The sequence below is a fragment of the Shewanella inventionis genome, from assembly GCF_014641855.1.
GTDB lineage: Bacteria > Pseudomonadota > Gammaproteobacteria > Enterobacterales > Shewanellaceae > Shewanella > Shewanella inventionis.
This window is the reverse complement of the sequence record NZ_BMII01000031.1, coordinates 1-24,934: the sequence shown is the minus strand read 5'-3', so window position 1 is coordinate 24,934 and position 24,934 is coordinate 1. Positions and strand designations below refer to the sequence as shown.

General features: G+C 42.6%; 26 protein-coding genes. 9 read left to right on the top strand and 17 right to left on the bottom strand.

Features of this window, described 5'->3' with window-relative positions; translation table 11 throughout:
• The first annotated feature begins 2 nt into the window (after window positions 1-2).
• The gene (locus tag IEW93_RS16835) at window positions 3-437 is read left to right on the top strand and encodes an excinuclease (RefSeq protein ID WP_188740441.1); all 435 of its coding nucleotides are present in this window, start codon (window positions 3-5) and stop codon (window positions 435-437) included.
• A 397-nt stretch (window positions 438-834) separates the two neighbouring features.
• Window positions 835-1,191, top strand: a complete 357-nt coding sequence (locus IEW93_RS16830; RefSeq protein WP_188740440.1) for a YkgJ family cysteine cluster protein — start codon at window positions 835-837, stop codon at window positions 1,189-1,191.
• Window positions 1,192-1,266: 75 nt separating this feature from the next.
• Here IEW93_RS16830 and IEW93_RS16825 read toward each other — a convergent pair whose 3' ends face one another.
• Together IEW93_RS16825 and IEW93_RS16820 are read right to left on the bottom strand one after the other, a co-directional pair.
• Window positions 1,267-1,740: a PA2404 family protein gene (locus IEW93_RS16825; RefSeq protein WP_188740439.1), complete on the bottom strand. Its 474-nt coding sequence runs from the start codon at window positions 1,738-1,740 to the stop codon at window positions 1,267-1,269.
• Window positions 1,740-2,909, bottom strand: coding sequence for a PepSY-associated TM helix domain-containing protein (locus IEW93_RS16820; protein ID WP_188740438.1), 1,170 nt, complete (start codon window positions 2,907-2,909; stop codon window positions 1,740-1,742). Before IEW93_RS16820 ends, IEW93_RS16825 begins: the two co-directional genes overlap by 1 nt.
• 253 nt (window positions 2,910-3,162) lie before the next feature.
• Between IEW93_RS16820 and IEW93_RS16815 the strand changes: the two genes are divergently transcribed.
• Window positions 3,163-5,265 (top strand): TonB-dependent siderophore receptor, encoded by a 2,103-nt coding sequence (locus IEW93_RS16815; RefSeq protein ID WP_188740437.1) that lies wholly within the window; start codon window positions 3,163-3,165, stop codon window positions 5,263-5,265.
• A 396-nt stretch (window positions 5,266-5,661) separates the two neighbouring features.
• Window positions 5,662-6,672 (top strand): D-alanine--D-alanine ligase, encoded by a 1,011-nt coding sequence (locus IEW93_RS16810; RefSeq protein WP_188740436.1) that lies wholly within the window; start codon window positions 5,662-5,664, stop codon window positions 6,670-6,672.
• Between the two features lie 114 nt (window positions 6,673-6,786).
• Here IEW93_RS16810 and IEW93_RS16805 read toward each other — a convergent pair whose 3' ends face one another.
• From IEW93_RS16805 to IEW93_RS16775, 7 genes are all read right to left on the bottom strand, one after another.
• A complete protein-coding gene (locus tag IEW93_RS16805; protein ID WP_373284939.1) occupies window positions 6,787-7,386 on the bottom strand; it encodes a cytochrome c3 family protein in 600 nt (199 codons plus the stop codon).
• A gap of 8 nt (window positions 7,387-7,394) precedes the next feature.
• Complete coding sequence (locus IEW93_RS16800) at window positions 7,395-7,862, bottom strand: nitrate reductase cytochrome c-type subunit (protein ID WP_188740435.1); 468 nt, start codon at window positions 7,860-7,862, stop codon at window positions 7,395-7,397.
• Between the two features lie 10 nt (window positions 7,863-7,872).
• Entirely contained in the window at window positions 7,873-10,362 is a 2,490-nt protein-coding gene (gene napA / locus IEW93_RS16795; protein ID WP_188740434.1) for a nitrate reductase catalytic subunit NapA, read from the bottom strand.
• 2 nt (window positions 10,363-10,364) lie between these two features.
• Window positions 10,365-10,622 (bottom strand): chaperone NapD, encoded by a 258-nt coding sequence (locus IEW93_RS16790; RefSeq protein ID WP_188740433.1) that lies wholly within the window; start codon window positions 10,620-10,622, stop codon window positions 10,365-10,367.
• A gap of 36 nt (window positions 10,623-10,658) precedes the next feature.
• Window positions 10,659-10,817: a periplasmic nitrate reductase, NapE protein gene (locus IEW93_RS16785; protein WP_160053316.1), complete on the bottom strand. Its 159-nt coding sequence runs from the start codon at window positions 10,815-10,817 to the stop codon at window positions 10,659-10,661.
• A 357-nt stretch (window positions 10,818-11,174) separates the two neighbouring features.
• A complete protein-coding gene (locus IEW93_RS16780; RefSeq protein ID WP_188740432.1) occupies window positions 11,175-12,083 on the bottom strand; it encodes a class I SAM-dependent methyltransferase in 909 nt (302 codons plus the stop codon).
• Window positions 12,084-12,116: 33 nt separating this feature from the next.
• A complete protein-coding gene (locus IEW93_RS16775; RefSeq protein WP_188740431.1) occupies window positions 12,117-13,265 on the bottom strand; it encodes an AI-2E family transporter in 1,149 nt (382 codons plus the stop codon).
• 154 nt (window positions 13,266-13,419) lie between these two features.
• On the opposite strand from IEW93_RS16775, the gene folX reads away from it, so the two are divergent.
• On the top strand, window positions 13,420-13,788 hold the full coding sequence (gene folX / locus IEW93_RS16770) for a dihydroneopterin triphosphate 2'-epimerase (RefSeq protein ID WP_188740430.1): 369 nt from the start codon (window positions 13,420-13,422) through the stop codon (window positions 13,786-13,788).
• Between the two features lie 85 nt (window positions 13,789-13,873).
• A complete protein-coding gene (locus IEW93_RS16765; protein ID WP_188740429.1) occupies window positions 13,874-14,764 on the top strand; it encodes a TIGR01777 family oxidoreductase in 891 nt (296 codons plus the stop codon).
• Between the two features lie 250 nt (window positions 14,765-15,014).
• Here the strand turns inward: IEW93_RS16765 and IEW93_RS16760 are convergent, their stop codons facing one another.
• The 5 genes from IEW93_RS16760 to IEW93_RS16740 all read right to left on the bottom strand — a co-directional run bounded on the left by IEW93_RS16760 (window position 15,015) and on the right by IEW93_RS16740 (window position 17,899).
• Window positions 15,015-15,200 (bottom strand): hypothetical protein, encoded by a 186-nt coding sequence (locus IEW93_RS16760; RefSeq protein WP_188740428.1) that lies wholly within the window; start codon window positions 15,198-15,200, stop codon window positions 15,015-15,017.
• Between the two features lie 167 nt (window positions 15,201-15,367).
• Window positions 15,368-15,709 carry a type II toxin-antitoxin system HicB family antitoxin gene (locus tag IEW93_RS16755; protein WP_188740427.1) on the bottom strand — a complete coding sequence of 114 codons (342 nt, stop codon included), beginning with the start codon at window positions 15,707-15,709 and terminating at the stop codon, window positions 15,368-15,370.
• On the bottom strand, window positions 15,706-15,960 hold the full coding sequence (locus tag IEW93_RS22335) for a type II toxin-antitoxin system HicA family toxin (RefSeq protein ID WP_188740426.1): 255 nt from the start codon (window positions 15,958-15,960) through the stop codon (window positions 15,706-15,708). Before IEW93_RS22335 ends, IEW93_RS16755 begins: the two co-directional genes overlap by 4 nt.
• A 231-nt stretch (window positions 15,961-16,191) precedes the next feature.
• Entirely contained in the window at window positions 16,192-17,088 is an 897-nt protein-coding gene (locus tag IEW93_RS16745) for a LysR family transcriptional regulator (RefSeq protein WP_188740425.1), read from the bottom strand.
• A 106-nt stretch (window positions 17,089-17,194) separates the two neighbouring features.
• Window positions 17,195-17,899: a pseudouridine synthase gene (locus IEW93_RS16740; protein WP_188740424.1), complete on the bottom strand. Its 705-nt coding sequence runs from the start codon at window positions 17,897-17,899 to the stop codon at window positions 17,195-17,197.
• Between the two features lie 120 nt (window positions 17,900-18,019).
• Here IEW93_RS16740 and IEW93_RS16735 point away from each other — a divergent pair, with 120 nt between their 5' ends.
• Entirely contained in the window at window positions 18,020-18,274 is a 255-nt protein-coding gene (locus IEW93_RS16735) for a TIGR03643 family protein (protein WP_188740423.1), read from the top strand.
• A 292-nt stretch (window positions 18,275-18,566) separates the two neighbouring features.
• On the opposite strand, the gene IEW93_RS16730 is transcribed toward IEW93_RS16735, so the two are convergent.
• Both IEW93_RS16730 and IEW93_RS16725 read right to left on the bottom strand, forming a co-directional pair.
• The gene (locus IEW93_RS16730) at window positions 18,567-21,050 is read right to left on the bottom strand and encodes an ABC transporter permease (RefSeq protein ID WP_188740422.1); all 2,484 of its coding nucleotides are present in this window, start codon (window positions 21,048-21,050) and stop codon (window positions 18,567-18,569) included.
• Window positions 21,050-21,799: an ABC transporter ATP-binding protein gene (locus tag IEW93_RS16725; protein WP_188740421.1), complete on the bottom strand. Its 750-nt coding sequence runs from the start codon at window positions 21,797-21,799 to the stop codon at window positions 21,050-21,052. Before IEW93_RS16725 ends, IEW93_RS16730 begins: the two co-directional genes overlap by 1 nt.
• Window positions 21,800-21,860: 61 nt before the next feature.
• Between IEW93_RS16725 and IEW93_RS16720 the strand changes: the two genes are divergently transcribed.
• Together IEW93_RS16720 and IEW93_RS16715 are read left to right on the top strand one after the other, a co-directional pair.
• Window positions 21,861-22,418, top strand: a complete 558-nt coding sequence (locus IEW93_RS16720) for an arylesterase (protein WP_188740460.1) — start codon at window positions 21,861-21,863, stop codon at window positions 22,416-22,418.
• A gap of 159 nt (window positions 22,419-22,577) precedes the next feature.
• Window positions 22,578-23,648 carry a DUF3083 family protein gene (locus tag IEW93_RS16715; RefSeq protein WP_188740420.1) on the top strand — a complete coding sequence of 357 codons (1,071 nt, stop codon included), beginning with the start codon at window positions 22,578-22,580 and terminating at the stop codon, window positions 23,646-23,648.
• Window positions 23,649-23,711: 63 nt separating this feature from the next.
• Here the strand turns inward: IEW93_RS16715 and sohB are convergent, their stop codons facing one another.
• Window positions 23,712-24,722: a protease SohB gene (sohB, locus tag IEW93_RS16710; RefSeq protein WP_188740419.1), complete on the bottom strand. Its 1,011-nt coding sequence runs from the start codon at window positions 24,720-24,722 to the stop codon at window positions 23,712-23,714.
• Between the last annotated feature and the right edge of the window lie 212 nt (window positions 24,723-24,934).

The window sequence follows — 24,934 nt, the reverse complement described above, 5'->3', positions numbered from 1 at the left end:
AAATGAAGCACACCTTAGCAACAATGATTTTGGCACTCTGTTTGCTGCCAGCAACAACCTTTGCCCGCGATGATATTGGCAATTACACGATAGCAGATGCCATGAACACAGATCATGCTAAAAATAAGCTTGGCGACAGTGTCCGTTTTTATTTTGGCGATCAAACTTATGGTGATCCCCAGCAAACAATGGGTGAATTTAGCACCAGTAAAAAAACCAACGCCTTTAATAAAACCGATTTAGAGGCATGCCAATGGGTATTTTTATCGGCGATGATTGCTTTAAAAGATCGTGCGATAAAAGAAGGCGGCAATGCGGTGGTTGAGATTAAATCAAACTACAAGCATAACCTCACCAGCAGTAATGACACGTTTCAATGTGGTGCGGGCGCATTAATGGCAGGTGTCGCATTAACGGGAAAAGTAGTAAAACTCTAATTTATGCGTCTAGGGTCTGTTGAACTTTGCTGGTTAAATTTTGTTCGAGTTAAAAACGTTTTAATCGAGGCGAATGGATTGATGCCTAGCAATCTAAGCAACTCTTTATTCGCAAAGAGTCATTCAACAAAGAGTAAAACGTTTTTAGCCGAACCTTTCAGGCAGCGTTTGTTGGCCATTTTTACTGCGTTATCGACTTTTTATGTAGAATAACTACACCTCAAAGTCTCTGCCTTGTAGAAATGGCCAACAATTCGCTGCAAAAATAACCTTGAAAGTTCAACAGACCCTAGACATAACCATCAAACATCGTTTGATGGTTATTTTGTTATTGGTAATTAGGATAACCTGCCAACAATACGGTATCCTTAGCCAAAATAGTTAACCGCAGCCTTTAATGCCTTCAAATCTTATTGCCAAGTTTACCGATATTGCGCCGAGCGCCTCACCTCAATCAGGCAGTGCTATCGACACCATTACGCCAAGAAAAAATCCGATAACCTGCTCAAACTGTCAAGCATGTTGCTGCCGATTAGAAGTGATGTTAATTACCGAAACCGGCGTGCCTAAAGCCTATATCGCTAAAGATGATTGGGGCGGGGAAGTGATGCGCCGCCTTGATGATGGTTGGTGCGCCGCCCTGGACAGAGACACCATGATGTGTTCAATTTACGAACTGAGACCACTTATTTGCCGTGAGTTTGAAATGGCCGAATATGAGTGTGAATCTGAGCGTAAGGCATTTGGTATTTAACAATGAGGCATTATTGCTGGCAATTGTTAAATACCAACAACCAGCAAACAACGCCCAACAGCATAAGGCTAGCTATCAGTGATTTGAATGTAAAATATCTGGTAAAGCCCAGCTCGTCACCTGATGCTGGCCTTGCCAATCTTCAATGGTTAACCAGATTTTATGCTCTGCACGCAATACTTCAGGCGCAATGGCATGCACTTCTTGTCCATGTTGGCTACCGTGTAAAATCCCTGCGTCCCCTAACTGTAATGTCGCCAAAGGTAGAGGATCGATACCAATGGTTAAATATGCCTGGCGGATCGCACTCACCTGCCCTTTACTGAACAAGAGTAAAAAGTCTTTGGTATAAGTACCATCATGCAGATATGGGGCATCTACATTGTAAGGAATTGGCGTAACTTCAAATGCCCCCTGCTCCTGAGTGGGCAGCGCATCAGGAAATTGTGGAAACAGAGACTGATATAAAAAATAGCCAACGAGCACTAATATTAAGCCATTGATTTTATATTTGTAACGGTTCCAAAGCGTATTTTGCATGCGGGCCATTAGTGACTCTCCTGTTTAACAAAGTGCGAGTTAACACTCGAGGTCACGTCTAAATCAGCTTTAGCGGCTTTGACAGTGCGCCCTCCCCACATTAAAAAGCCTGTAATCGACATGCCCGTGAGAAAAATGCCAAAAATAAACCAAATCGCTTTTGTCCATAGCCCACCAATTGTGCCGTAATGCAGCGGATCGGCAATGTGCGATAGCGTTTGTAATGTGGTCATTTTTGCAGGTGTTCGCTCGCTTTCAATCGCTCCATTCCATGGGTTAACTGTTACACCATAAGCGTATTGGTCATAAAAAATATGATCGCCTTGACCATACACTTTATACGTATCTCTTTGGTGCTCTGGCAGCATGACATAGGTACTTTTAAAGCCAGGAAATTGCTGCTCAGCAACCTGTAATGCATTAGACAATGTATAAGGTCTTGTCGGCGCCTCATTAGACGACATAGGCACCTGACTGACTTCAATTAACGGTGCGTGCTCTTCAAGCTCAATATGATTGTGCCACATCATCGCTTGTGCCAAATACCACAAACCAGTAATGCTCATCAGCAGCAAAAACCACATCGACCATACACCCGCTAAACGATGTAAATCTGCAAGCAGTGTTTTTTTGCCTTGAGTAATACGTAATTTAGGTTGAGTAAAAGCCCGCCAGAAATTTTTATACACTACCAGCCCAGTAATGAGCGCGCCAAGCATCACAATGGCCATTGCACAAACAATGTAATAGCCCACGCTGTAATTACTATGCCAAGGAAACAGCAACCAGCCATGCAAAGACCGCATAAAATTAATGAAGGTGATGCCTTGGTTAATCTCCTGAATGTCACCTGTGTATTGGTTGACATAGGCAATAGCAAACGGCACGTCTTTATCGGTAAAAATAACCGCATTAACCAAATAAGGCTCAAAACTCATAACCGTTGAAATACTGGCCGTTGGGTGCGCTTGCTGAACAATCTCTACCAGTTCCGACATCGGTTTTTCTTTGACTTGCTGTGGATTACTTGCACGAGCTTCAGGGTTAGTCAGCCAGGTTAACTCATGGCTAATGACTGAAATGGTCCCTGTAAGGCACACAAAACAAAAAATGATCCACACGGGTAATGAAAACCAGCCATGCAGCCTAAACCAAAATCGATTATTAAGTTTTGCCATCTGTCTTCCGAATCTGTTCGCGGCCTAAGTAAAGACCAATATCGCCCATATGCTAATACGATTGATAACCAATCTCAACAAAAATAGAATGATAATCATTATTAATTGTAAATAATGATTTATTGATCGCGTTTTGTGTTTTTTATCTCAATACTGGGTTGTAAATGATAATGATTAACAATACCATTCGTGCACCTTAACATTGTGTCACGGTGTTAATTCCAGTCATTTTAGTAATCAGGTAAGGCAAACCATGCAACCTAAAAATATTTTTGCACTTTCAACATTAGCTTTGGCGATGGGCCTTTTCGTGCAGCCCCAAGCCCATGCTGCCGAGCAACAAAATGCAGATAGCAATGAGCCAAATATCGAAAAAATCCAAATTATAGGCGTGCGCTATAAACGTGTTAGCCAAGGCGCAACCGGATTAACCATGGAGATTGATGAGACACCGCAATCAATCAGTGTGGTCAGCAACGAGCAAATCACTAACTTTGCCGCTAACAACCTTAATGACGTGCTTCGTCTGGCGACAGGTATCAATGTCGAAGAGTGGGAAACCAACCGTACGCAATATACCTCTCGCGGTTTTGAAATTAAAAGTACCCAAATTGATGGGGTCGGCTTACCCAATGATTGGGGGATTGTGACCGGAGCAATGGAAGCTTATGGTTACGAAAAAATTGAAGTCATTCGCGGTGCAAACGGCTTACTTACAGGTATTGGTAATTCTGCTGGTACCATTAATTACGTACGCAAACGCCCAACAAACGAAAATGAAGGTGAAGTGGGTGTGTCATACGGTACGGACGATTTTAAACGCGTGCAAGCCGATTACTCAGTCCTGTTAACAGACAGTGGCAGTTGGGCTGCTAGGGTTGTCGCGGTTGCCGAAGATAAAGACTCCTACTTAGACGGCCTAGAAAATGACCGTGGCTATCTTTATGCTGTCGTTGACGGACAATTAACCGATAATTCAACATTAGCATTTGGCTTTTCTTACCAAGATGCCAACACCGATGGCAATACCTGGGGCGGATTAGTGTTTAATTACACTGACGGCACCCAGGCCGAATGGGACACAAGCGCAACAACCACCCAAGAATGGACCATGTGGGACACCCTCAATACCACAGCGTTTGTTGAATACACTTACACATTACCTAATGACTGGGATGTTAAAGTTGCTTATAACCACCAAGGCCTAGAAGACCAAAGCAAATTATTTTACGCCTATGGCACTATCGATAAAGACACGGGCTTAGGCTTAACCGGTTGGCCAGGACGCTATGACACTGATTTTTCAGCTGACTTGTTAGACATTACCACTCTTGGGCATTACAGCTTGTTTGGTCAAGATCACGAGATGACGTTAGGATTGAGCGGCTCTCAAAGTAAAAAGTACATGTACCAGTACCCATTTGATTACGCAACAACAACTGCATTTGGCCCTACCCCATCTTTCCCATATGACATTGATGCCATCCCTGAACCTGAATGGGGCGATAAAGTGGAGTATTCTGACATTGATGTCAGCTTACTGCGTGCATATGGTTCAACCAAATTCAATATCAATGACAGCCTATTCTTAGTCGCAGGCTTTAATGCAATAAAATACACTCGCGAGGGTGTAAATAGCGGCGTTGATATCGACAACGATGAAAGTGAATTCAGCCCTTATGCGGGTGTGGTGTACAGCATCACGGATGATATCAATACCTATTTTAGTTATTCAGACATTTACCAACCGCAAGAGCAGTATGATTACGACGGCTACTTTTTAGCGCCCACTAAAGGGGTTAACTATGAGCTAGGGCTTAAAACCCTTTGGCTTGATAACGACTTAATGGCGACCTTTGCGTTATTTAGTGCTGAGCAAAATAACCTTGCAAGCTACGCAGGCCTTAATGCCAACGGCAATTACTATTATAAAGGGGTGAATGTCGAATCTAAGGGCTTTGAAGTTGAAGTCACCGGACGTATTACAGACAACCTTAATGCAGTATTTGGTTATACCTTGCTTGATGTCGAAGATGAAAACGGCGATAAAGCAAACGAATGGGCCGCGCGTAATGTGGTGAACTTTTCGATGGATTATACCTTGCCACAACTACCTGATGTGAGTGTTGGCTTGGGCGGTCGATGGCAGTCTAAAACCAAAAATGTTGATTACAACGTCGAGCAAGATGCCTACCTAGTCGTTAATGCTTTTGCCAGCTGGAATGTGTCTGACGACCTCACCTTAAGAGCAAACATTAATAACCTCACTGATGAAAAATACATTAACAGTTTAGCGACTGTTGGCTATTACGGCGCACCAGTAAACGGTTCTGTTAACTTAACCTATCGCTTTTAAATAGCCGCGGCTAAGCGGCTTAACGCACTCAGTATTAATGAGTACTTAAGCCAAATAAATAGCACCATTGTGATTATCATTTTCACGCCTCTTTATACTCGTAAAAAGAGGCGTGATTTTTAACAATCAACACCGCCGAGTTAAGTACCTTAACACGCAAATTCTTGCCGCTAATGTTTATTGAGCATCATCAACCTTATCTGAAGATGATGAATAAAATATATAATAAGTTATTATCCTAATTCAGGGACCAACCTCAAAACCGCGTCAAATAAGCTGAAATATTATTAACTCTTACTTGCACTGCATGGCAGTGGATCATTATCATAAGCACTAATTTTAGGGCTAATCCAATTCCAATCTAGCCCCTTTCTTTTTTGGTTTTCAGGAGTAAGCATGCCAAAGATTAATCTGCTGTTATTGTGCGGCGGTGGCGGTGCAGAACACGATATTTCGTTAATGTCTGCGCGTTTTTTTGAGTCATCTCTGGCAACGTCAGATAAATTTTCGCTACTAAAATTAGTACTCGACAAGCACGGGCATTACCACACTGAAGACGGTAAATTATGCGATTTAACCAACCGTCGTGAAATTCGTTTTGAAGATGACAGCACTCCAGCGTGGCCTGTCGATTATGTTATCCCTTGCATTCATGGCTTCCCAGGTGAAACCGGCGATATTCAATCGTATTTTAACTTAATCCAACTACCCTACTTTGGCTGTGAGTCCGAAGCCTCAAGCAATTGTTTTAATAAAATTACCGCAAAAATGTGGTTTTCAGCCCTGGGCGTGCCCAATACACCATACATTTTTTTACATCAACTGGACGATGACGCCATAAAGCAAACTGAAGCGGCATTTAATCAGTGGGGCTCGGTATTTATTAAAGCGGCCTCTCAAGGCTCATCGGTAGGCTGTTATAAAGTCGATGATAAAACCAGTATCGCCAAAGTGCTTAACGATGCCTTTAGTTATGCACCCTACGTGGTAATCGAGCAAACGATTCGCGCTCGCGAATTAGAAGTGGCAGTGTACGAATACCAAGGCGAAGTGGTCGCAACCCTGCCCGGTGAGATTATTTGCGACAGCAATACCTTTTACTCATTTGACGAAAAATACGCAAAAAACAGCAAGGCGCGCACCGATGTTGTGGCTAACAACCTTTCAGCCGAACTTAGCCAGCAAATTCGAGATTATGCAATAAAAGCCTTTAAAGGCATGAAGCTACGTCATTTATCGCGTATTGATTTCTTTTTAACTCAAGATAATCAAATTCTGCTTAACGAAATCAACACCTTCCCAGGGCTAACACCGATTTCAATGTTCCCGAAGATGCTACAAAATCACGGCCACGATTTTACTGAGTATTTAATTGATGTGATTGGCAAACAAGTCGATTTATCGTAACGACTTTTGTCATGAACAGGGTTGCGATAAGCACTACGTGTTAAGTGTGAATACAAGACAAAAAAGAAGGCCAGCAATTTGCTGGCCTTATTCATTTTAGTTTATCGAAAGCGTTTAGAAGCCTTCTACACCCGCCATATCAGGTAATTGGTGAGCAATACCTTTATGACAATCGATACAGGTTTTTTCACCGCTGGCTAAAGACGTTGAATGCATTTGCGATGCACGCTTAGACTGACGAGTAAAATCCATGTAATCAAAGTTATGACAGTTACGACACTCTAATGAGTCGTTAGCTTTGAGGCGGTTCCACTCATTTTCAGCTAAATGGCGACGCTTTGCCTCAAACTTTTCGCGGGTGTTAATAGTACCAAACACCTTACCCCAGACCTCTTTAGATGCCTGCATTTTACGGGCAATTTTATCAGTCCAGTTATGCGGTACGTGACAGTCAGGACACGTTGCCCGCACACCACTTCGGTTAGAAAAGTGGATGGTCGTTTGTAGTTCTTGGTAAACGTTGTTTTCCATTTCGTGACAACCGATACAAAATTGCTCACGGTTGGTTAGTTCAAGGGCGGTGTTAAATCCACCCCAGAAAATGATCCCCGCAATAAAGCCACCGATGGTCAAAAAGCCAAGACTGTAATGGACACTCGGACGACGCAGTATTTTCCACACCAGTTTTAGTTGCTCAAACAGTTTTGCTAACATATTGACTCCTAATGCTTAGCAGCTTTAGCTTTAATTAAATGATCAATATCAACAAAATCATTTTCAACGAGTAACTTGGCATCTAACTGCGGCGCATGGCATTGAGTACAAAAATAACGTCGTGGAGTTAAATCAGCCAAAAAGTTATTATCTCGGTCCATATAGTGCGTCACACTCACCATCGGCGCTTGCGAATGCCCTGTACTCGTACGAGCATGGCATTGCATACACTTATTCACTTTAAGATCAATTTGATAACCATCAATCTTATGTGGAATAACCGGTGGCTGCATAGGATAGTTACGCACTTGCTTAACATCAGTGTTGATCACCGCTTGCATGGCAGGCGGGGTCATTTCTTCGCTAATAGGTGCTAAACGTAACGTGTCAATTTTCTCTTCTGGTACGCTAGTTGCCATCACGCTGACAGAGACACCTAATAACGCGATAATCGATAATAATTTACCTGTTTTCATGTCTGTCTCCTTAAGCCTTTACAATCTTAATGGCACATTTTTTAAAGTCGGTTTGTTTTGACAATGGATCTGTCGCATCTAAGGTGACTTTATTAATGAGCTGACTTGCGTCAAACCAAGGTACAAACACTAAGCCCACAGGAGGCTTGTTACGCCCACGGGTTTCAACACGGGTTTTAATCTCACCACGACGAGAAATCACTCGAATTTCATCACCACGGCGTAAACCACGCTTTTTTGCATCTTCTGGGTGCATAAAACACACCGCATCTGGGAACGCTTTATACAGTTCAGGTACACGCTGTGTCATTGAACCTGAATGCCAATGCTCAAGTACACGGCCAGTCGATAACCAGATATCGTATTCATCATCCGGCTCTTCTGCTGCTGGCTCATAAGGTAATGCGAAGATAACCGCACGGCCGTCTGGCTTACCGTAGAACTCAAAATCTTTACCCGCTTTAACGTATGGGTCAGAGCCTTCACGGAAGCGCCACTTAGTTTCTTTTCCATCAACAACTGGCCAACGTAAGCCGTGTTCTTGGTGGTAAACATCAAAATCTGCTAAATCGTGACCGTGTCCACGACCAAAGGTCGCGTATTCTTCAAACAAGCCTTTTTGCACGTAGAAACCAAAGGCATCATTTTCGGCGTTCATGTATTTAGGATCTGCGTCAGATACAGGAAACTTATCAACTTGACCATTCTTGAATAAAACGTCAAACAGTGTCTTGCCTTTGTATGAAGGATTGGCCGCTAGCACATCTGCTGACCACACTTCATCAGTGGTAAAGCGCTTAGAAAACTCCATTAACTGCCATAAATCTGATTTTGACTCACCAGGCGCTTGCACCATTTGATGCCAAAATTGAGTGCGGCGCTCAGCATTACCATAAGCACCTTCTTTTTCTACCCACATGGCTGTCGGTAAAATCAAGTCGGCCGCTTGAGTAGTCACTGTTGGGTAGGCATCTGACACTACGATAAAGTTTTCAGGATTGCGGTAACCCGGTAAACCTTCTTCGTTAATGTTAGGACCCGCTTGCATGTTGTTGTTCACTTGCACCCAGTAACAGTTCAAATCGCCATCTTTTAAACGACGGTTTTGCTCAACAGCATGATAACCAGGCTTAGGTGGAATAATACCGCTTGGGATTTTCCAAATGTGTTCAGCGTGCTTTCTGTGCTCAGGATCGGTTACAACCATATCGGCAGGTAAACGATGCGAGAATGTACCTACTTCACGCGCGGTACCACAAGCAGATGGTTGACCCGTTAACGAGAATGGACTGTTACCTGGTGTAGAAATTTTACCTACTAGTAAGTGGATGTTATATATAAGATTGTTACACCACACACCACGAGTATGCTGGTTAAAGCCCATCGTCCAGAATGAGGTCACTTTACGGTTAGGATCAGCATAAAGCTCGGCTAACTCGATAAGTTTGTGTTCAGGTACACCCGATAGTTTACTGACCGATCCAACATCGTAGTCGGCAACAAATTTAGCAAATTCATCAAAGTCGATTGGGGTTGAGTCGCCCGCTGTCGCAACGTTTTTGGCTTTCATTTCTAATGGATGCGTTGGGCGCAATCCATAACCAATGTCAGTGGTACCTTTACGGAAATTAACGTGCTTGCTGATAAAGTCTTTATTCACTTTACCGTTTTGAATAATGTAATTGGCAATAAAGTTAAGGATCGCCAAATCGGTTTGCGGCGTAAATACAATCGGTAAGTCTGCTAGGTCAAATGAGCGGTGCTCAAAGGTAGATAACACAGCAACTTTTACGTGTTGCGCACTTAAACGACGATCGGTTACGCGTGTCCACAAAATAGGGTGCATTTCGGCCATGTTTGAGCCCCAAAGCACAAACGCGTCTGCCGCTTCCATATCATCATAACAACCCATTGGCTCATCAATACCAAAGGTACGCATAAAACCACCTACCGCAGAAGCCATACAGTGGCGAGCGTTAGGGTCAATGTTGTTTGAGCCAAAGCCTGCTTTCATTAACTTAACAGCGGCGTAGCCTTCCCATACAGTCCATTGGCCTGAACCAAACATACCAACAGCCGTTGGGCCTTTCGCTTTAATGGTTGCTTTCCAGCGTTCAGCCATGGTGTCGAAGGCTTTTTCCCAGCTAATTGGAGTAAACTCACCGTGTTTATCGTATTTACCGTCGGTCATACGTAACATAGGTGTTTGCAGGCGGTCACGACCGTACATAATTTTAGATAAAAAGTAGCCTTTAATGCAGTTTAAGCCGCGGTTAACTTCACTTTTTGCATCACCATGGGTAGCCACCACTTTACCGTCGCGGGTCGCAACCATCACTGAACAACCTGTACCACAAAAACGGCAAGGTGCTTTGTTCCATTCAAGTTTGGTTTGCTCAGAGCTGGTTATTAAATTTGTTGCGCTGGTCGGTAGCGCTAAACCAGCAACACTTGCCGCAGCCATAGCGGCATTGGCTTTCATAAAATCGCGTCTATTCATTTTCATTTTTCACCTTCTTCAAGCTCTTCACTTTGGTGATAAACCATGGTGGCAGATAACACACCGGGAATGGCATTAATCGTTGAAATATCATCCATCAACGATTTTTGGCTAGGGCCTTCAACGACAACCACTAACTTAACGTCATTATTAGCTGACAACTCAGCATTTGGGATGGCCATTATTTTCTGTCTTACTTCAGCCATTCGCTCAGGTTGTACTTGAACAATTAAGCTGGTTACGTGAAGTTCACTGCTCATACATCACTCTCATATCATTGATTTTTTATTGTTTTGTTAACCTGCGCCTGGTGGTCCAGTTAAAATTTGGCTAAACCAAATACTGAACCCCAATGCACTGACCAGCAACACAGATAAAATGGGCGCTAAAAAAACGGTTAAGAAGATAAATATCTTCAGCTCCAAGCCTTTTAGATTAGTTGTATCTTTACTCATAGACCCTCCAGTAGTGGGGGATTAAACAACCTATTGATTAACTTTCGTTGTTCTTGATTTGAACTCAGGAGAATTTTAGCGTTTATCAATTAACAAACTATATACTCACAAATTGGTAAACTAAGGGATATATGATCTAGATCATCAAATTAGTTAAATCATTATTCAGATCGAGCTTTTTAAGCATAAATATCGATTAAATAAAGACTTGCTTACCGTTTACTTGATAAATATCAACTGTCTCTAAAATAAATAAATCTAGTCTTTACCACTAACATGTTAATTAATTGTAGTAGACGAATACCCATAAAAAAACCGCCCTGGTTTTAAGGGCGGTTTTTAATAGAACAGTAGGTGTTAACTTAAACGATAACGTAACACTTTTAATGATTTTTGCTCATCAACATCTGCAAAAACACTTGGGTTTGCAAGCCGTTCAACATAGGTCAATTGCGGTGCTGTATTAGCCACTTGTTGCATTAAAAAATCACTGCCTAGTTCAGGTGCATTGAGGCACAATAACACTTCCCCTTGCGGCGCTAACAAGTCTGGTAAACGTTTTAACAGGCGCTCATAGTCTTTAGTAGCCACAAAACTACCACGTTGATTACTTGGCGGATCCGCAACAATTAAGTCATAAGGCCCAAGTTTTGTGAGTTTGCCCCAGGACTTAAAAATATCATGGCCTAAGTAACGTGCGCCCACCGGTAAATCGTTAAGTAAATGGTTTTGCTTACCAATACTCAATGCGCCTTTACTCATATCCATATTAACCACTTCATCGGCGCCACCTTGCAAGGCTGCCACCGAAAACCCACAAGTGTAGGCAAACAAATTAAGCACTTTTTTATGCTTGGCATGTTGCTTTACCCATGCACGACCATTGGCCATGTCTAAAAATAGGCCATGGTTTTGGCCGCGCAATAAATGCACTAAAAAACGACAACCGTTTTCAGTTACCACGTGTTGCTCAGGTACCTCACCGTATAATAATTCGCTAAAGGTTTGGCCACCATGACGGTATTGATAAACTAGGTTTAAAGGTTCATTTGGATACTGTAATTGCCAATAGACGACGATCGCATTGACCAGTTCGTCTCGTTGCTCATCGTCTAACATTTTAAAGCTAGTTAATAGCAATACGGGCTTGTACCAATCTAAACAAAGATGTTCATCGCCAGCAAATAAACCGCCGCGACCATGAAATAAACGACAAACATCATCGCCTACTGCCAAACCGGGTAACACTTGTAAAAAACGCTTCATACTCTCTCTTACTTACTCAATTTACTCATCAATTTACGATGGTTTGGATTGTTCATCATCAGTAACAACCTGGCTATAGTCTGTTGGTTGTGCAATATCATCGGCTGAAGTAGCAGCAACTTGCTCGATATTTTCAGGCTGATTAACGATGTCTTCAACATCATCTGAGAGCAATATTGATAACCAACCGCCCGACTCACTTGATTCAAGACCAATTTTAACAATCATGGTTAATGGCACAGATAACAGCATACCAACAGACCCTAATAACCAGCCCCAAAAAATTAAAGACAAAAATACCACAAGAGTAGACAGGCCTAGTCCGCGCCCCATAAAGCGTGGCTCAACCACATTGCCCATCACCATGTTAGTGCCCACATATAACAGCCCGGTAATACCCGCAGCCCCAGGCCCCATTTGAATAAACGCTAACAGTACAGCAGGAATAGCGGCAATAATCGAACCGATATTAGGAATGTAATTAAACAAAAACGCAATCACCGCCCACAACAGCGCATAATCAACACCTATGATGCTAAGGCCTATTCCTATTACCGCGGCAGTGGCTAAACTCACCAGAGTTTTAATCACCATGTATTGATTAACAGATTGCAAAAACTTGTCGATTTGCTTTAAACGCATATCGGGGTCGTCTAAGGCTAAATGAAACTTTTTAGGCAGTGTTTGGGCTTCAAACAACATAAACACAATAGTCAAAATAATCAGAAATAAATTCGCCATGACATTACCAACCCCAGAAAGCATATTGGTGGTCATCGACAAAGCCATACCAGGGTCGAAATAGTCGAGCACTTTTTGCTTAGATATTTGAATGTTAAAGCTTTGTAGCTTTTCAATAATCCATGCAAACTGCTCAATTAATTGTTGCCGATACACTGGCATTTGTTTTGAAAATTCATTAATAGAACTGCCGACTAAACTGGCTAACCACAACCCCATCAGTACAATAAAGGCCATCAATAACATAATTGATAACCACTTAGGGAAGTGAAATCGAGACATGAAAGTAATGGCAGGATTACAAATTACGGCTAAAAAAGCCGACAAGACAAACGGCACCACAATCGGGCTAGCGGTTTTTATTCCCGCCAAAATAATCACCACACACGCCATAACCACAAAACTGCGCACGGCCATAGGCGATTGCTGTATTCCTTTCATAGGGTAAAAAATCCTTATTGCTACTTTTTAAAATGATTGATTATGCTAAGCTAAACTCAGTAACGTGTTGCTAATTAAGTTAAATTTTGTTGTTCTACTGCATCAGTTTATTGATATTAGCAGCGAATCACATTAAGGGAATAACACCAATAATATGAAACCAGAAACCGCCATTATACGCATTAAAAACCTACGGTTACGTACTTATATCGGCATTAAAGAAGACGAAATCAATAATCAACAAGATATTATCGTCAATGTAGTGATCCATTATTGTGCTGATAAGGCCCGTAACAGTAACAATGTTGCCGATGCGTTGAATTATCGCACCATTACTAAAAAAATCATTGCCTTGATTGAAAATAATCGTTTTTCGTTGTTAGAAAACCTCACAAACCAAACATTAGCCATCGCCAGCGAACACGACTGGGTTGAATTTGCCAGTGTCGAAATAGACAAACCCCATGCGCTGCGTTTTGCCGACTCGGTATCGATGGAGTTGTGTTACCAAAAACCACAATAACTCATGCAACGTGGCGAGAAGATGATCATTTTAATGTTTGGTCGCGTATTACACCGCTGAACAGCGATACTCAATGGGAGCTGACATGAAGATTTTAATCACTGGCGCCACCGGCTTTGTAGGCCAACAGTTAGTGGGCTCGCTGACACAGCATCAACTGGTGATATTAAGCCGTAATATTATTGCTGCTAAAGCCAAGCTGGGTGAGCAACATCAATACTGGTCAAGCCTAGCTGATAAAACTGACCTCAACGACATTGATGCGGTGATCAATTTAGCTGGCGAACCCATAGTCGCAAAACGCTGGTCTCCTAGACAAAAGCAGCTTATTTGCAGCAGCCGCTGGGATATTACCGCCGCCATAAGCCAACTTATCAGCAATAGCAGCAATCCGCCTCACACCTTTATTAGCGGCTCAGCAATAGGTTATTACGGCGCCCAAGGTGCAACGCCTGTCGATGAAAAAAGCAGTTTTCACGCCGAGTTTGGCCACGATATTTGCCAAAAATGGGAAGACTTAGCCCTACAAGCACAATCTCAACACACCCGGGTATGTATTACTCGAATTGGCATTGTACTGGGTAAAAATGGTGGCGCATTAGCCAAAATGTTACCGCCATTTAAGCTCGGAGTCGGTGGCCCCATCGGTAAAGGCGAGCAAGGCATGAGCTGGATCCACATCAGCGACTTAGTCGGTTTAATTCACTATTTACTCGAGCACCCGCCCTTGCAAGGGGTGTTCAATGCCACTGCGCCAAATCCAGTCAGTAATAAGGTATTTTCACAAACATTAGGCAAAGTGCTTAATCGCCCAGCCATTATCACCACGCCACCGTTAGCACTAAGACTGGCTATGGGTGAAATGTCACAGTTACTTATCGAAGGCCAATTTGTGCTGCCCACCAATGCGATCAAAGCAGGTTATGAGTTTAACTATACCGATATTGAAGCAGCGCTCACCGATGTTGTGAGTTAAATGGGTTTTGGATTGAGAGAGTAGTGAACAAAGAAATGTTGGAATACAGTTTGTTGTTATGATTTGTGCTTATGAGCTAAGGTATCTAGCTGGCTACAGAAAAGTGCCAGATAGATAACTATTAAATCAAACTTCTCGTTTTATCGAGCTATTATTTACCTAATAAAAAGTTACATCTCACCGATTAGGGCTATACACATAACGAAAGTACACATTGGATAAGGACACGGCTTCGCACTGCCTATCCTTACTAGTTATTTTTTGCACTCCACTTTCCAGAGATAATCATGACATAAACACCAATTGTAATTATACCAAACATTAATCCTATAAAAGGCGATGAACTCCCAACGAATATAGACATACCAAGTGAAGTGCCTAAGCATAAGGTTAAAGCACTAAGCTGCGCCCGATTGAGTTTATGGTTTAATTTCATCTTTGACTCCTCATTCATGAATTTACTGAGTAAATAATGCAGGATGGTTGTATAGCGGTAATTTGAGTTGTCACTTTGAGCTTTGTCGTTTTGGCTTGCGGCCACAAATGTTGTGGTGCTTTGCTCACACTAGGTCAAGATGAGGCTAGACACCTCCGATTACCCGATTAAGTAAACAAACTCGCTTCTCTATTGAGAGCCTCTGCCGCCCACTGATTTATACTCTGACCACTAAGCTCCGCAGCTGTTGCAACTGCTGCGTGAATTTCAGGACGAATGCGTAACATTAGCTTTCCTGAATATGGTTTTTGAGGTGTTTTACCAATCTTTTTACACGCTTTTAAATAGTCATTAACTGCTTCTTCAAATGCAGTTTTTAGCTCAGAAACTGTTTCACCATGAAACCCAACAACGTCTTTTATACCTGCTATATGTCCAATAAAACACTCATCTTCAGAACTAAACTCTATACGAGCAGCATAACCTTGATACACCATTGAATTACTCATGGTACCACTCCTAGTTGTATTAAAAAGGATCGCGCATCTTTGACTTGATATGGTTTTGCTTCTTTCTTTGGGTGCGGTCGGTGGAAGGAAGCTATGACGCCATTTTTATGGAACCTAACACGCGAGCCATTTCCTTCAATCACCTCAGCACCGATACATACAAACAGAGACTCAATATCCTTCCATACTAAAGAAGCAGACACTGGATCAGTATATATCGCTATCAAAGTGCGTTTTTGCTTTGAATTCATAAACAGAATGATATCACAAATTGATATCGAAACAAGATTCAGATTATGCTAAGACTATGGTGGGTGAGCAAAGTATTATCTTTACTTATCGGGAGCGTCCATATATGGCCATGTAAAAGCAGATTTTAGCTTTAATGCTTTGGATTTGCCGCAGGCCACATTTTAAGCACTTTGGACAATACTGCTCACCCCACTGCCCTATAAGTGACAACAATAGTAAAAAACAGAGACTCAAACCAAGCTTTGAATAATATCGATGATGGGTTGGTAACGTTTTGCCAGCGGGCGATGTTTTTTGTTAATTAAAAATAATGGCTCACTAACGCCCTGCTTTGGCTCACCTGTGTTATCAAACGTAGCAATGCATATTTGCGTTTGCTGGGCAAAACTGTCTACTGCAAATTGTGGCAATACTGCAAAGGCTAAGCCTTTTGCTACTGGCACGAGTATTTGGTTCAGTTGGTTAACATAGCTTCTTATTGGCACCTGCTGGGCCATGGCTTGCTTGTCATTAAAGTAATGATTCACGATTTGCTGCCAATAATGCATGCCATCAGGATGCGCTACCATGCCAAGCGCCATGAGTTGATCAATGTTTATGGCGCTATCTTGATACTTTTTCGGCATCACAACACATAAGGCTTGCTGACCAAGTGGCGTGAGTTCTAGCTCATCGATATGAACGGCTTGGGTGATAATGCCAAGTTCGACCTGGTTGGCTAACACATTGTCAATGATGCGTTTGTTAGGTGCCGCTTCTAATGATATTTGCAATTGTTTATGTGGCTGCTGATAGTCAATTAAATGCGGATATAGTAATAATGCCAACGAGCCAGAACATGCCACTCGGCACTCACCCACATGAACATCATCAATAGCCAGTTGTGATAACAGTTGTTGCTGTTGTTGCTGCCAAAGTAAGGCTTGTTGATGTAATTGAATGCCCGCTTCAGTCAGCTCAAAGCGTTTGCCGACCCGATATAACAATGCCACACCCACTTGCTCTTCCAACTTTTTAATGTGTTGGCTCACGCCGGGTTGGGTCATAAACAGTTGTTCAGCTGTGTGTGTAAAGTGACCCACTTCGACTAACTTGATAAACGTAGTTAACCATTGCTGATTTAACATGCCACACTCCAACACTAAATGATGTTGATAGCATAACAGCTTTGATAAATATTGATTATTGATATGTTAGTTTTTAATAACGATAGCAATATGATCAACGTCAGAATCATGCTTCGCTATTTTTGGGATAAAAAGAGCCTATTTCTGCTGCCGTTAAATAGCGCCACTGACCTTCAGGTACATCGAGTTCTACAGAACCAATCGTTTGCCGATGCAGGGCAATCACTTTATTACCAACGGCTGCAAACATGCGTTTAACCTGATGAAACTTACCTTCAGTGAGTGTCAGCAACACCTCTTGTGCTGAGATAATCTCTAACCTTGCTGGTAAGGTTAGGCCCTTTTCGCCCTGTAATAAGATCCCATTAGCAAAGCGCTCTATCACATCCCCTTTAATCGGTTTTGCCAAATTAACCCGATACGTTTTGTAACACGCGTATTTGGGCGAGGTGATATTAAATGTCCAACGGCCATCGTCAGTTATTAACACCAACCCCGTGGTATCAGCATCTAAACGCCCGGCAATATGAAGCTCTGAGGGCCGCTCAATATCCAGTAACGAAAATACTGATGGATGTACCCCGTCGACGTTTGAACACAAGGTTTGCTGCGGCTTATGTAATAACAAATAACGAAAAGGACGCGGTACTAACCTTTGCCCATTTAATTGCACTAGGTTATTTTCATGCACTTGAGTGGCTTCATCGGTAACGGCAATGCCGTTAACCGACACATAGGCTTGAGCAATACAGTCGCTCACTTGCTGTTGGGTTAATTCGGTGCTTTTGCTGACAAAACGGTCAAGACGCATGTGATAGTGATACCCAGGATAATAAATTAACAATAAACCAGCGTTAAACTAGACCATGGATAAACCAAAACAAGCTGTTTAACGTATGTACTGGCAAACCCAATAACGACATCATACGCAATGCTTTCAGTGCAAGATACCTCAAGAATTATTGAAATGGCGTGGGAAGACAGAACCCCATTTGAAGCCATTGAACACCTGTATGGCTTAAACGAGTCTGCCGTAATAAAATTGATGCGATGCAGCATGAAACCAGGCAGCTTTAAACTGTGGCGAGCACGCGTTACAGGCCGAAAAACCAAACACCTTAAGCTAAGGCCCGAAGGAATTGATCGTGGTTACTGCCCAACGCAATATAAGCCGCGCTCTAAATAACCTCAGCTCTGGATAACAAACGCCTTTCAAGCAGTCCTTTGCCTTCCTCACTGCGTTGAATTAACTTGCAATAGGCTAGCTATTGACGCGTTAATTCGCCTTGTTAGCAAAACAAATCACAAGCTTGACTGTGGATTTTAGTCAATCTATTGATTTATATCGTTATCAATACATCTCTTATCCAGAGTTGAGGTTAAATAACCTTAACTTTAGATCTATGAGTCAAAACAAAAGGGAGATGACAATGCATCTCCCTTTTCGCTCATTTAGCGGTTATTGAGGTCAGTGTGTGCTAACCCGCTTTTAACATATCACTGCACGACTTATTCAATAACTGCCTGCAACGCCACACGCCAAGTGTCGCAACAATAATGGCGCCAGCTACAGGTGCGATACCCCACCATGGCCAATGCATATACACCACCAGTTCAAACACCTGCGTTTTAAGCATGTACAAGGCAAACTCCGCCACAATGACCGCTAACAAGCCCGCAATTGCACCGAGCAGCGCAAACTCAAACCCGGTAGATGCTCTCAGTAACCAGCCCGATGCACCAAAGGTGCGTAATACCGCTAACTCACGTTGTCGTGTTGCCATGCCCGCCTCGGTTTGGGCGACTAAAACCAAACCACTGGCAAGCAATACCAATGCTAAAACAAGAGACAATGACAAAGACACTTGATCGATAATTTGCCGCAATTGGCTAACCATTGCCCCCACATCAATAATCGACACTGTTGGAAACTGCTTTATTAATTGCAGTACAATTTCATTTGACGTTAATGGACTACCGGCATCAGCCAGTTGTTGATCATTAAGGTGAAAACTGGCCATTGAGGTATAGGCAAACGGCGCCAAGGCTTTGGGCGTAAAAATCATAAAAAAGTTAGGCTGTAGGGTTTCCCACTGCACCTGCCTAATACTGGCAACCGTAACCGACAAATCTTGGTTATCAATGCGGTAAGTCAATTTGTCGCCCAGTTTAAGTTCTAAACGCTCAGCCACACCAGATTCTACAGATACCTCATCGTCCGTTTGATTAAACTGACCCTCAAGTAATTTATTATTGGGCGGCAAGGTCGCGCGATAGGTTAAGTTTAACTCACGAGAAATCCCCACTCGACCTTCTTCGCCATCTTCTGACTGGCTTCGAGAAATCAGCTCTTCATCATTGATATGAGTTAAGCGCCCACGCACAACCGGGTAAATGTCGGTTGCCTTAATGCGATTTGCAGTCAAAAAATCATCTAATGGTTTAGCATCATCTGGGGCAATGTTGACCAAAAAGTAATTAGGCGCATTTTCGGGTAACTGTTTTTGCCACTCGTTAAGCAAATCTTGTCTTAGCGCTAAAATAGTCAGCAGCAATACCAAAGCACTGCTAAAACCGACTAATTGCACCGCATTTTGACGAGCGCGGCGACGTAGCCCTGCCAAAGCAAGTTGCAATGGATTAGTGGTTCTCATGCCGATACCATGACCTAGACGGATCATCACAAACCCTAATAGGCTCAGTAATACCCCAAGCAGCATGACCGCAAGCACAACAGTCATTGTGAGTGCGAGACTTCTTGAGTACAAATACCCTAACAAAGCCATCGCCGCTAAGCTTAATAACAAATGCAACCACATTCCGAGCTGTAAGCCCTCAAGCTGGCGTTGCAGCACACGCAGGGGCGGAATAGCCAATAAACGCATTAACGGATAAGCCGAAAACATAAACGCGCTGATTAACCCAGTGCTCACACCGAGTAATACCGGGCGTAAGTAAGGCGGAGAATAGGCGGCGATTTCTACCGGTAAAAATGCAGTAATGCTTAAATCAAGCAGTAAACCGCCAATTAACCCCAAGCCAATACCTAATAGGGTAACAAGTGATAAATGCAAACCGAATAACACGCGGATTTGCTTACCCGATGCGCCAAAGGTTTTCAACATCGCCACCACGTCATAATGGCGCTGGCAATAACGCTGCGCAGCAATACCAATAGCGGCACATGCGAGCGCAATACCTAATAAACTGGCCAACAATAAAAAGCGCTCAGCGCGCTGTACCGCTGAAGCAATCGGTGAGTCACCCGACTGCACATCAACCCAACGCTGGCTGTTATTAAGTAGTGGTTTAGCTTGTTGTTCAAATGCCGTTAATTGATCTGCATTACCGGTAAACTGATAAAGGTAAGTCACGCGGCTGCCTGGCTGAATAATCCCTGTCGCAGCAACATCATTTAAATGAATAAGCAACACAGGTGATGAGGCAAATGGGTTAAACCCTGCGTCAGGTAAGCGGCTTATTTCTTCGGTTAGTGATAACTCACTGTTACCTAACTCGATGGTTTTTGGAAACCCTAACAAACCACCTAGGCGGTTTTCATACCAGGCCTGGCTTGTTTGCGGTAACGCTTGTGTGATACCGGTGCTGAGCTCAATGTCGCCTTTAAGTGGATAACCATCACCCACAGCTTTTACTGTCACTAGCTGAAATTTATCGCCTGCATACACCATTGAGTTAAATTGCATATTGGTGACATGGGCAAGGCCAATGTCGTCAGCAATGGTTAACACTTTAGGGTCTAACTCAACGGGTGAATCAATAATGCGATCAGCGGCAATAAAGTTAGCGGCTTCACCATTAATGGCCACTTGTAAACGCTCGCTAACCCGAGCAAGTCCAGTGACCGACAATACGGCTAGCGTTATCGCAAGCACGATTAAAACTAATTGGCCTTGAGCAAGCTCACGCTTAAACAAACGCCAAGCAATGCGCCATTCCATTAGTTTGCCTCCACTAATTGTGGATCAGATAATCTCTCGCGCTGGGTAGCTTCTGCGGCAGGCTCAGATAGATGACCGCTTTCCATCACTAACTGCCTTGCACAGCGCTGGGCAAGGTGTAAATCATGGGTAACCAGTACCAAAGTGGTGTCGCTTTCTTGGTTAAGGGCAAAGAGCATATCGGCGATTTTGTCGCCATTCACGCTGTCTAAGTTACCTGTGGGTTCGTCGGCAAATAACACTTTAGGTTCACAAATAAAGGCTCTGGCAATCGCCACACGTTGCTGCTCACCGCCCGATAATTGTTTCGGTAAGTGGTTTAAGCGATGCGACAAGCCAACGCGTTCAAGCATGGCTTGGGCTTTTTGCTTGGCATCGGTAACGCCAGCAAGTTCAGCTGGCAACATGACGTTTTCTAACGCGGTTAAAGTATCGACCAACATAAAGGATTGAAAAATAAAACTGACTTTTTGTTTACGCAGCGCGGCTTTTTGCTCTTCATTTAAACCAGATAATGCCACCCCATCAAGGACAATTTCACCTGAAGTTGGTGTGTCTAAAGCCGCTAATAATCCAAGTAAGGTTGATTTACCCGAACCCGATGGTCCAAGAATAGCAATACTGTCGCCCTGCTTGACTTCTATATTAATGCCGTTGAGGATAGTCAACTCTCCCTCTTGGGTCACCACAGTTTTATTAAGGTTAGTTACAGTTATGGCACTGGTATTTCGAACGCTATTATTAGACATACAATCCTTCTTATTTTTGTCGCTTAAACGCATGTTAGCTGCTGCATTTACGTTAATGTTGATGTGCGCGCCTGCCTATGCTGCCACGGTTTTGATACTGGGCGATAGCCTTAGTGCAGGTTATGGCATGCCAGAAAACCAAGGTTGGGTACAATTGTTACGCAATGAACTGCCACAACACACAATTGTTAACGGCTCTGTTAGTGGTGAAACAACAGCAGGAGGATTACGTAGACTCCCGAGTTTACTGACCTCTAGCCAACCAGACATTGTTGTAATCGAACTCGGCGGCAATGATGGCTTACGCGGTTTTCCACCCAATCAGTTGAAATCAAATCTTACAAAAATCATTACGCTAGCCGAAGAGCAAGGCGCAAAAGTGTTATTAACTGAAATTATGGTGCCACCTAATTACGGTCCTCGTTATAGCAAAATGTTCACTGAGGTTTATCATCAATTAGCTGACGAATATGCCATTAACTTAGTGCCGTTTTTTATGCAAGATATTGCCGCAGACAAAAGCTTAATGCAACGTGACGGTATACACCCCAATGAACAGGCTCAAGATAAAATTACGCAATGGATGCTGCCTTGGATCACTCAAGCAATAGACGAATAATCCTTTAAATGTTATGACTTTTGCTGCAAATGTTAAAAAGTTTTCTCTAAAGTAGACGAAAGTCATTTTATTTTCAGGATCAATGTTTAGAATGGATGCTCAGCAAGCAACTCAATAACGATAAACTTTAGACAACACTAGACAATTTAAGGAAATAACATGTCCGTCAGTCGTCAAAAAAAAGTATATTTACCCACTGCCACCCGTAAAAATCAGTACATTACGATTGGGTTCCCATTAACCGACGAATATCTCAACGCTTACAGCGACTTAGAGTCATGCTACGATAGTTTTAGCAAAATAGTATACCAACTGGCAGAAAAACATGAATTGTATAATGTTCATGTTGTTGCTACAGACAAATTGCCTATGGTGCGTTTTCATACTGAAGCATATTGTTTAAATTCAAATGAACAATTGCGTTTCTTTTATAATCCTGCACATCACGAAGCAAACCGATTGCACAGTATTGCGGGCTTTCGCGCGCGTAAACTACGTATTGTCTTTTTAGCCACTGGTAATGACATTCGAAACAATGCTGCAAACTTTCATTCAAAAATTCAGCAATTTACTGCCGACTTAACACCCTTATTACCAGTTAAAGATGTGCCAATTAAAGTGCGCGATCATCAACACATCTCTTACGACTTTTTTGCCAAAGCAAAGGGCTTAAAAGAAACCTATGGTTATAAATTGCGAGCAGTCGATAGCCGCTATCAACGTCGTCACTGTAATTTGCCAGAAAACGTGAGCACATTAAATTACGTTACTATCAATATTCCAGTAGATCGCCGCATCAAAAAACAATTACTGGCTAACGACACCGTTGATTTTGGTTCTGTATACCAAACGGTTTACGATAAATTTATTCAAGCGACAAATAGCAAACAACTCAACCGAGTTGCCATGGTTGCCAATGGTAAATTGCCTTTAGTCCGTAACAGTAAATATGAGCAACTCAGCAGCACTGACGAGTTTCAAATGATTGGTTTTGATCCACATGCACAATCACCCGCCCCTATTGGGCATTGGGACAGCAACAAATTAGTAGACGTATTCCGGTTTGTGATTGTGGCAGGTAAAAGCGACGAAACAGATGAAGGTTATGGTCGTTTTATGAACCAGGTAGAAGATGCATTAAGAGTATTTACACAAGAGTTTGACATCGATAAAGAGCATGTTGATGTGATTTTACGCTTCCACCAGCACATCAGTTATAAAGCGCAATAATAACACGCTTATTTAAAGTAAAACGACAGCCTAGGCTGTCGTTTTTATTCATCTAAATCACTATTACACCGATTGATTACGCTCAATAAGCTTGTTCATCACGGCATTTACCGATAATGATGCACCATGGGCGATTTTATCGGCCAGCTTTTTCTTCATTTGATATCTAATTTTGATCACTTGATGGGTATTGGCTAAGTTTAAAATGACGTCATCGCTTGTTGAGATTTCATCAATCAAACCTAAATTAATGGCCTGTTGACCATACCAGTGTTCACCTGTTGCAACTTTTGCGAGATCCATGTTTGGACGATAACGACCAACAAACTCTTTAAACAACACGTGGGTTTCTTCTAGCTCTTGTTGAAACTTAGCACGGCCTTCATCGGTGTTTTCGCCAAAAATAGTTAACGTGCGCTTAAAGTCGCCCGCAGTATGTTGTTCGTAATCAATATCATGCTTTTTAAGCAAACGATTAAAGTTAGGCACCTGGGCCACAACGCCAATGGATCCGACAATAGCAAACGGCGCGGCATACACTTTATTTGCTACGCAGGCCATCATATAACCACCACTGGCTGCGACTTTATCAATACATATAGACAATGGAATGTTTGCTTGGCGTAAGCGGTCAAGCTGGCTAGAGGCAAGGCCGTACCCATGCACCATGCCGCCGCCACTTTCTACATTGACCAACACTTGATCGTCTTTGTCTGCAATGGTCAAAATGGCAGTGACTTCTTCACGTAAGGATGCAACCTCACCAGCGTCAATACTGCCTTTAAAATCAATAACAAAGACTTTCCCTTTTGTCGTATCCGATTTTTCAGCGGCTTTCTCATCAGCTTTGACTTGCTTTTCATACGCTTTAAATTGCTTTTTTGTGAGCAATTCTTGTTTTAAATCATGTTTAAGCTGCATTAGCTCATCAGAGATATCAGTCAGTTGTAACTCACCTTTGTCAGTTTTACCCTTGATACTACTGGCTAATACCATGACCACAATGGCTAGCACAGATAACACTATCGTCACCGCTTTAGCTAAAAATAAGCCATATTCATATAAAAATTCCAAATTTCGCTCCAAAAAAGGGAAAACAAATTAGCGACATTTTAACAGTAATCCACTACAAATAGAGAATAAAAAACCCAGCAAATGCTTAACACCATTCAGTTAAGAGTTTCTTCTCTTAACTGGATAGCGAGTTTTGTTAATTCGAACGGTCCTACTTTTGGGCCGTTTTCGTTTTTTGGGCAAGATAAATTGTTTAACGTTTTCCCTCATTG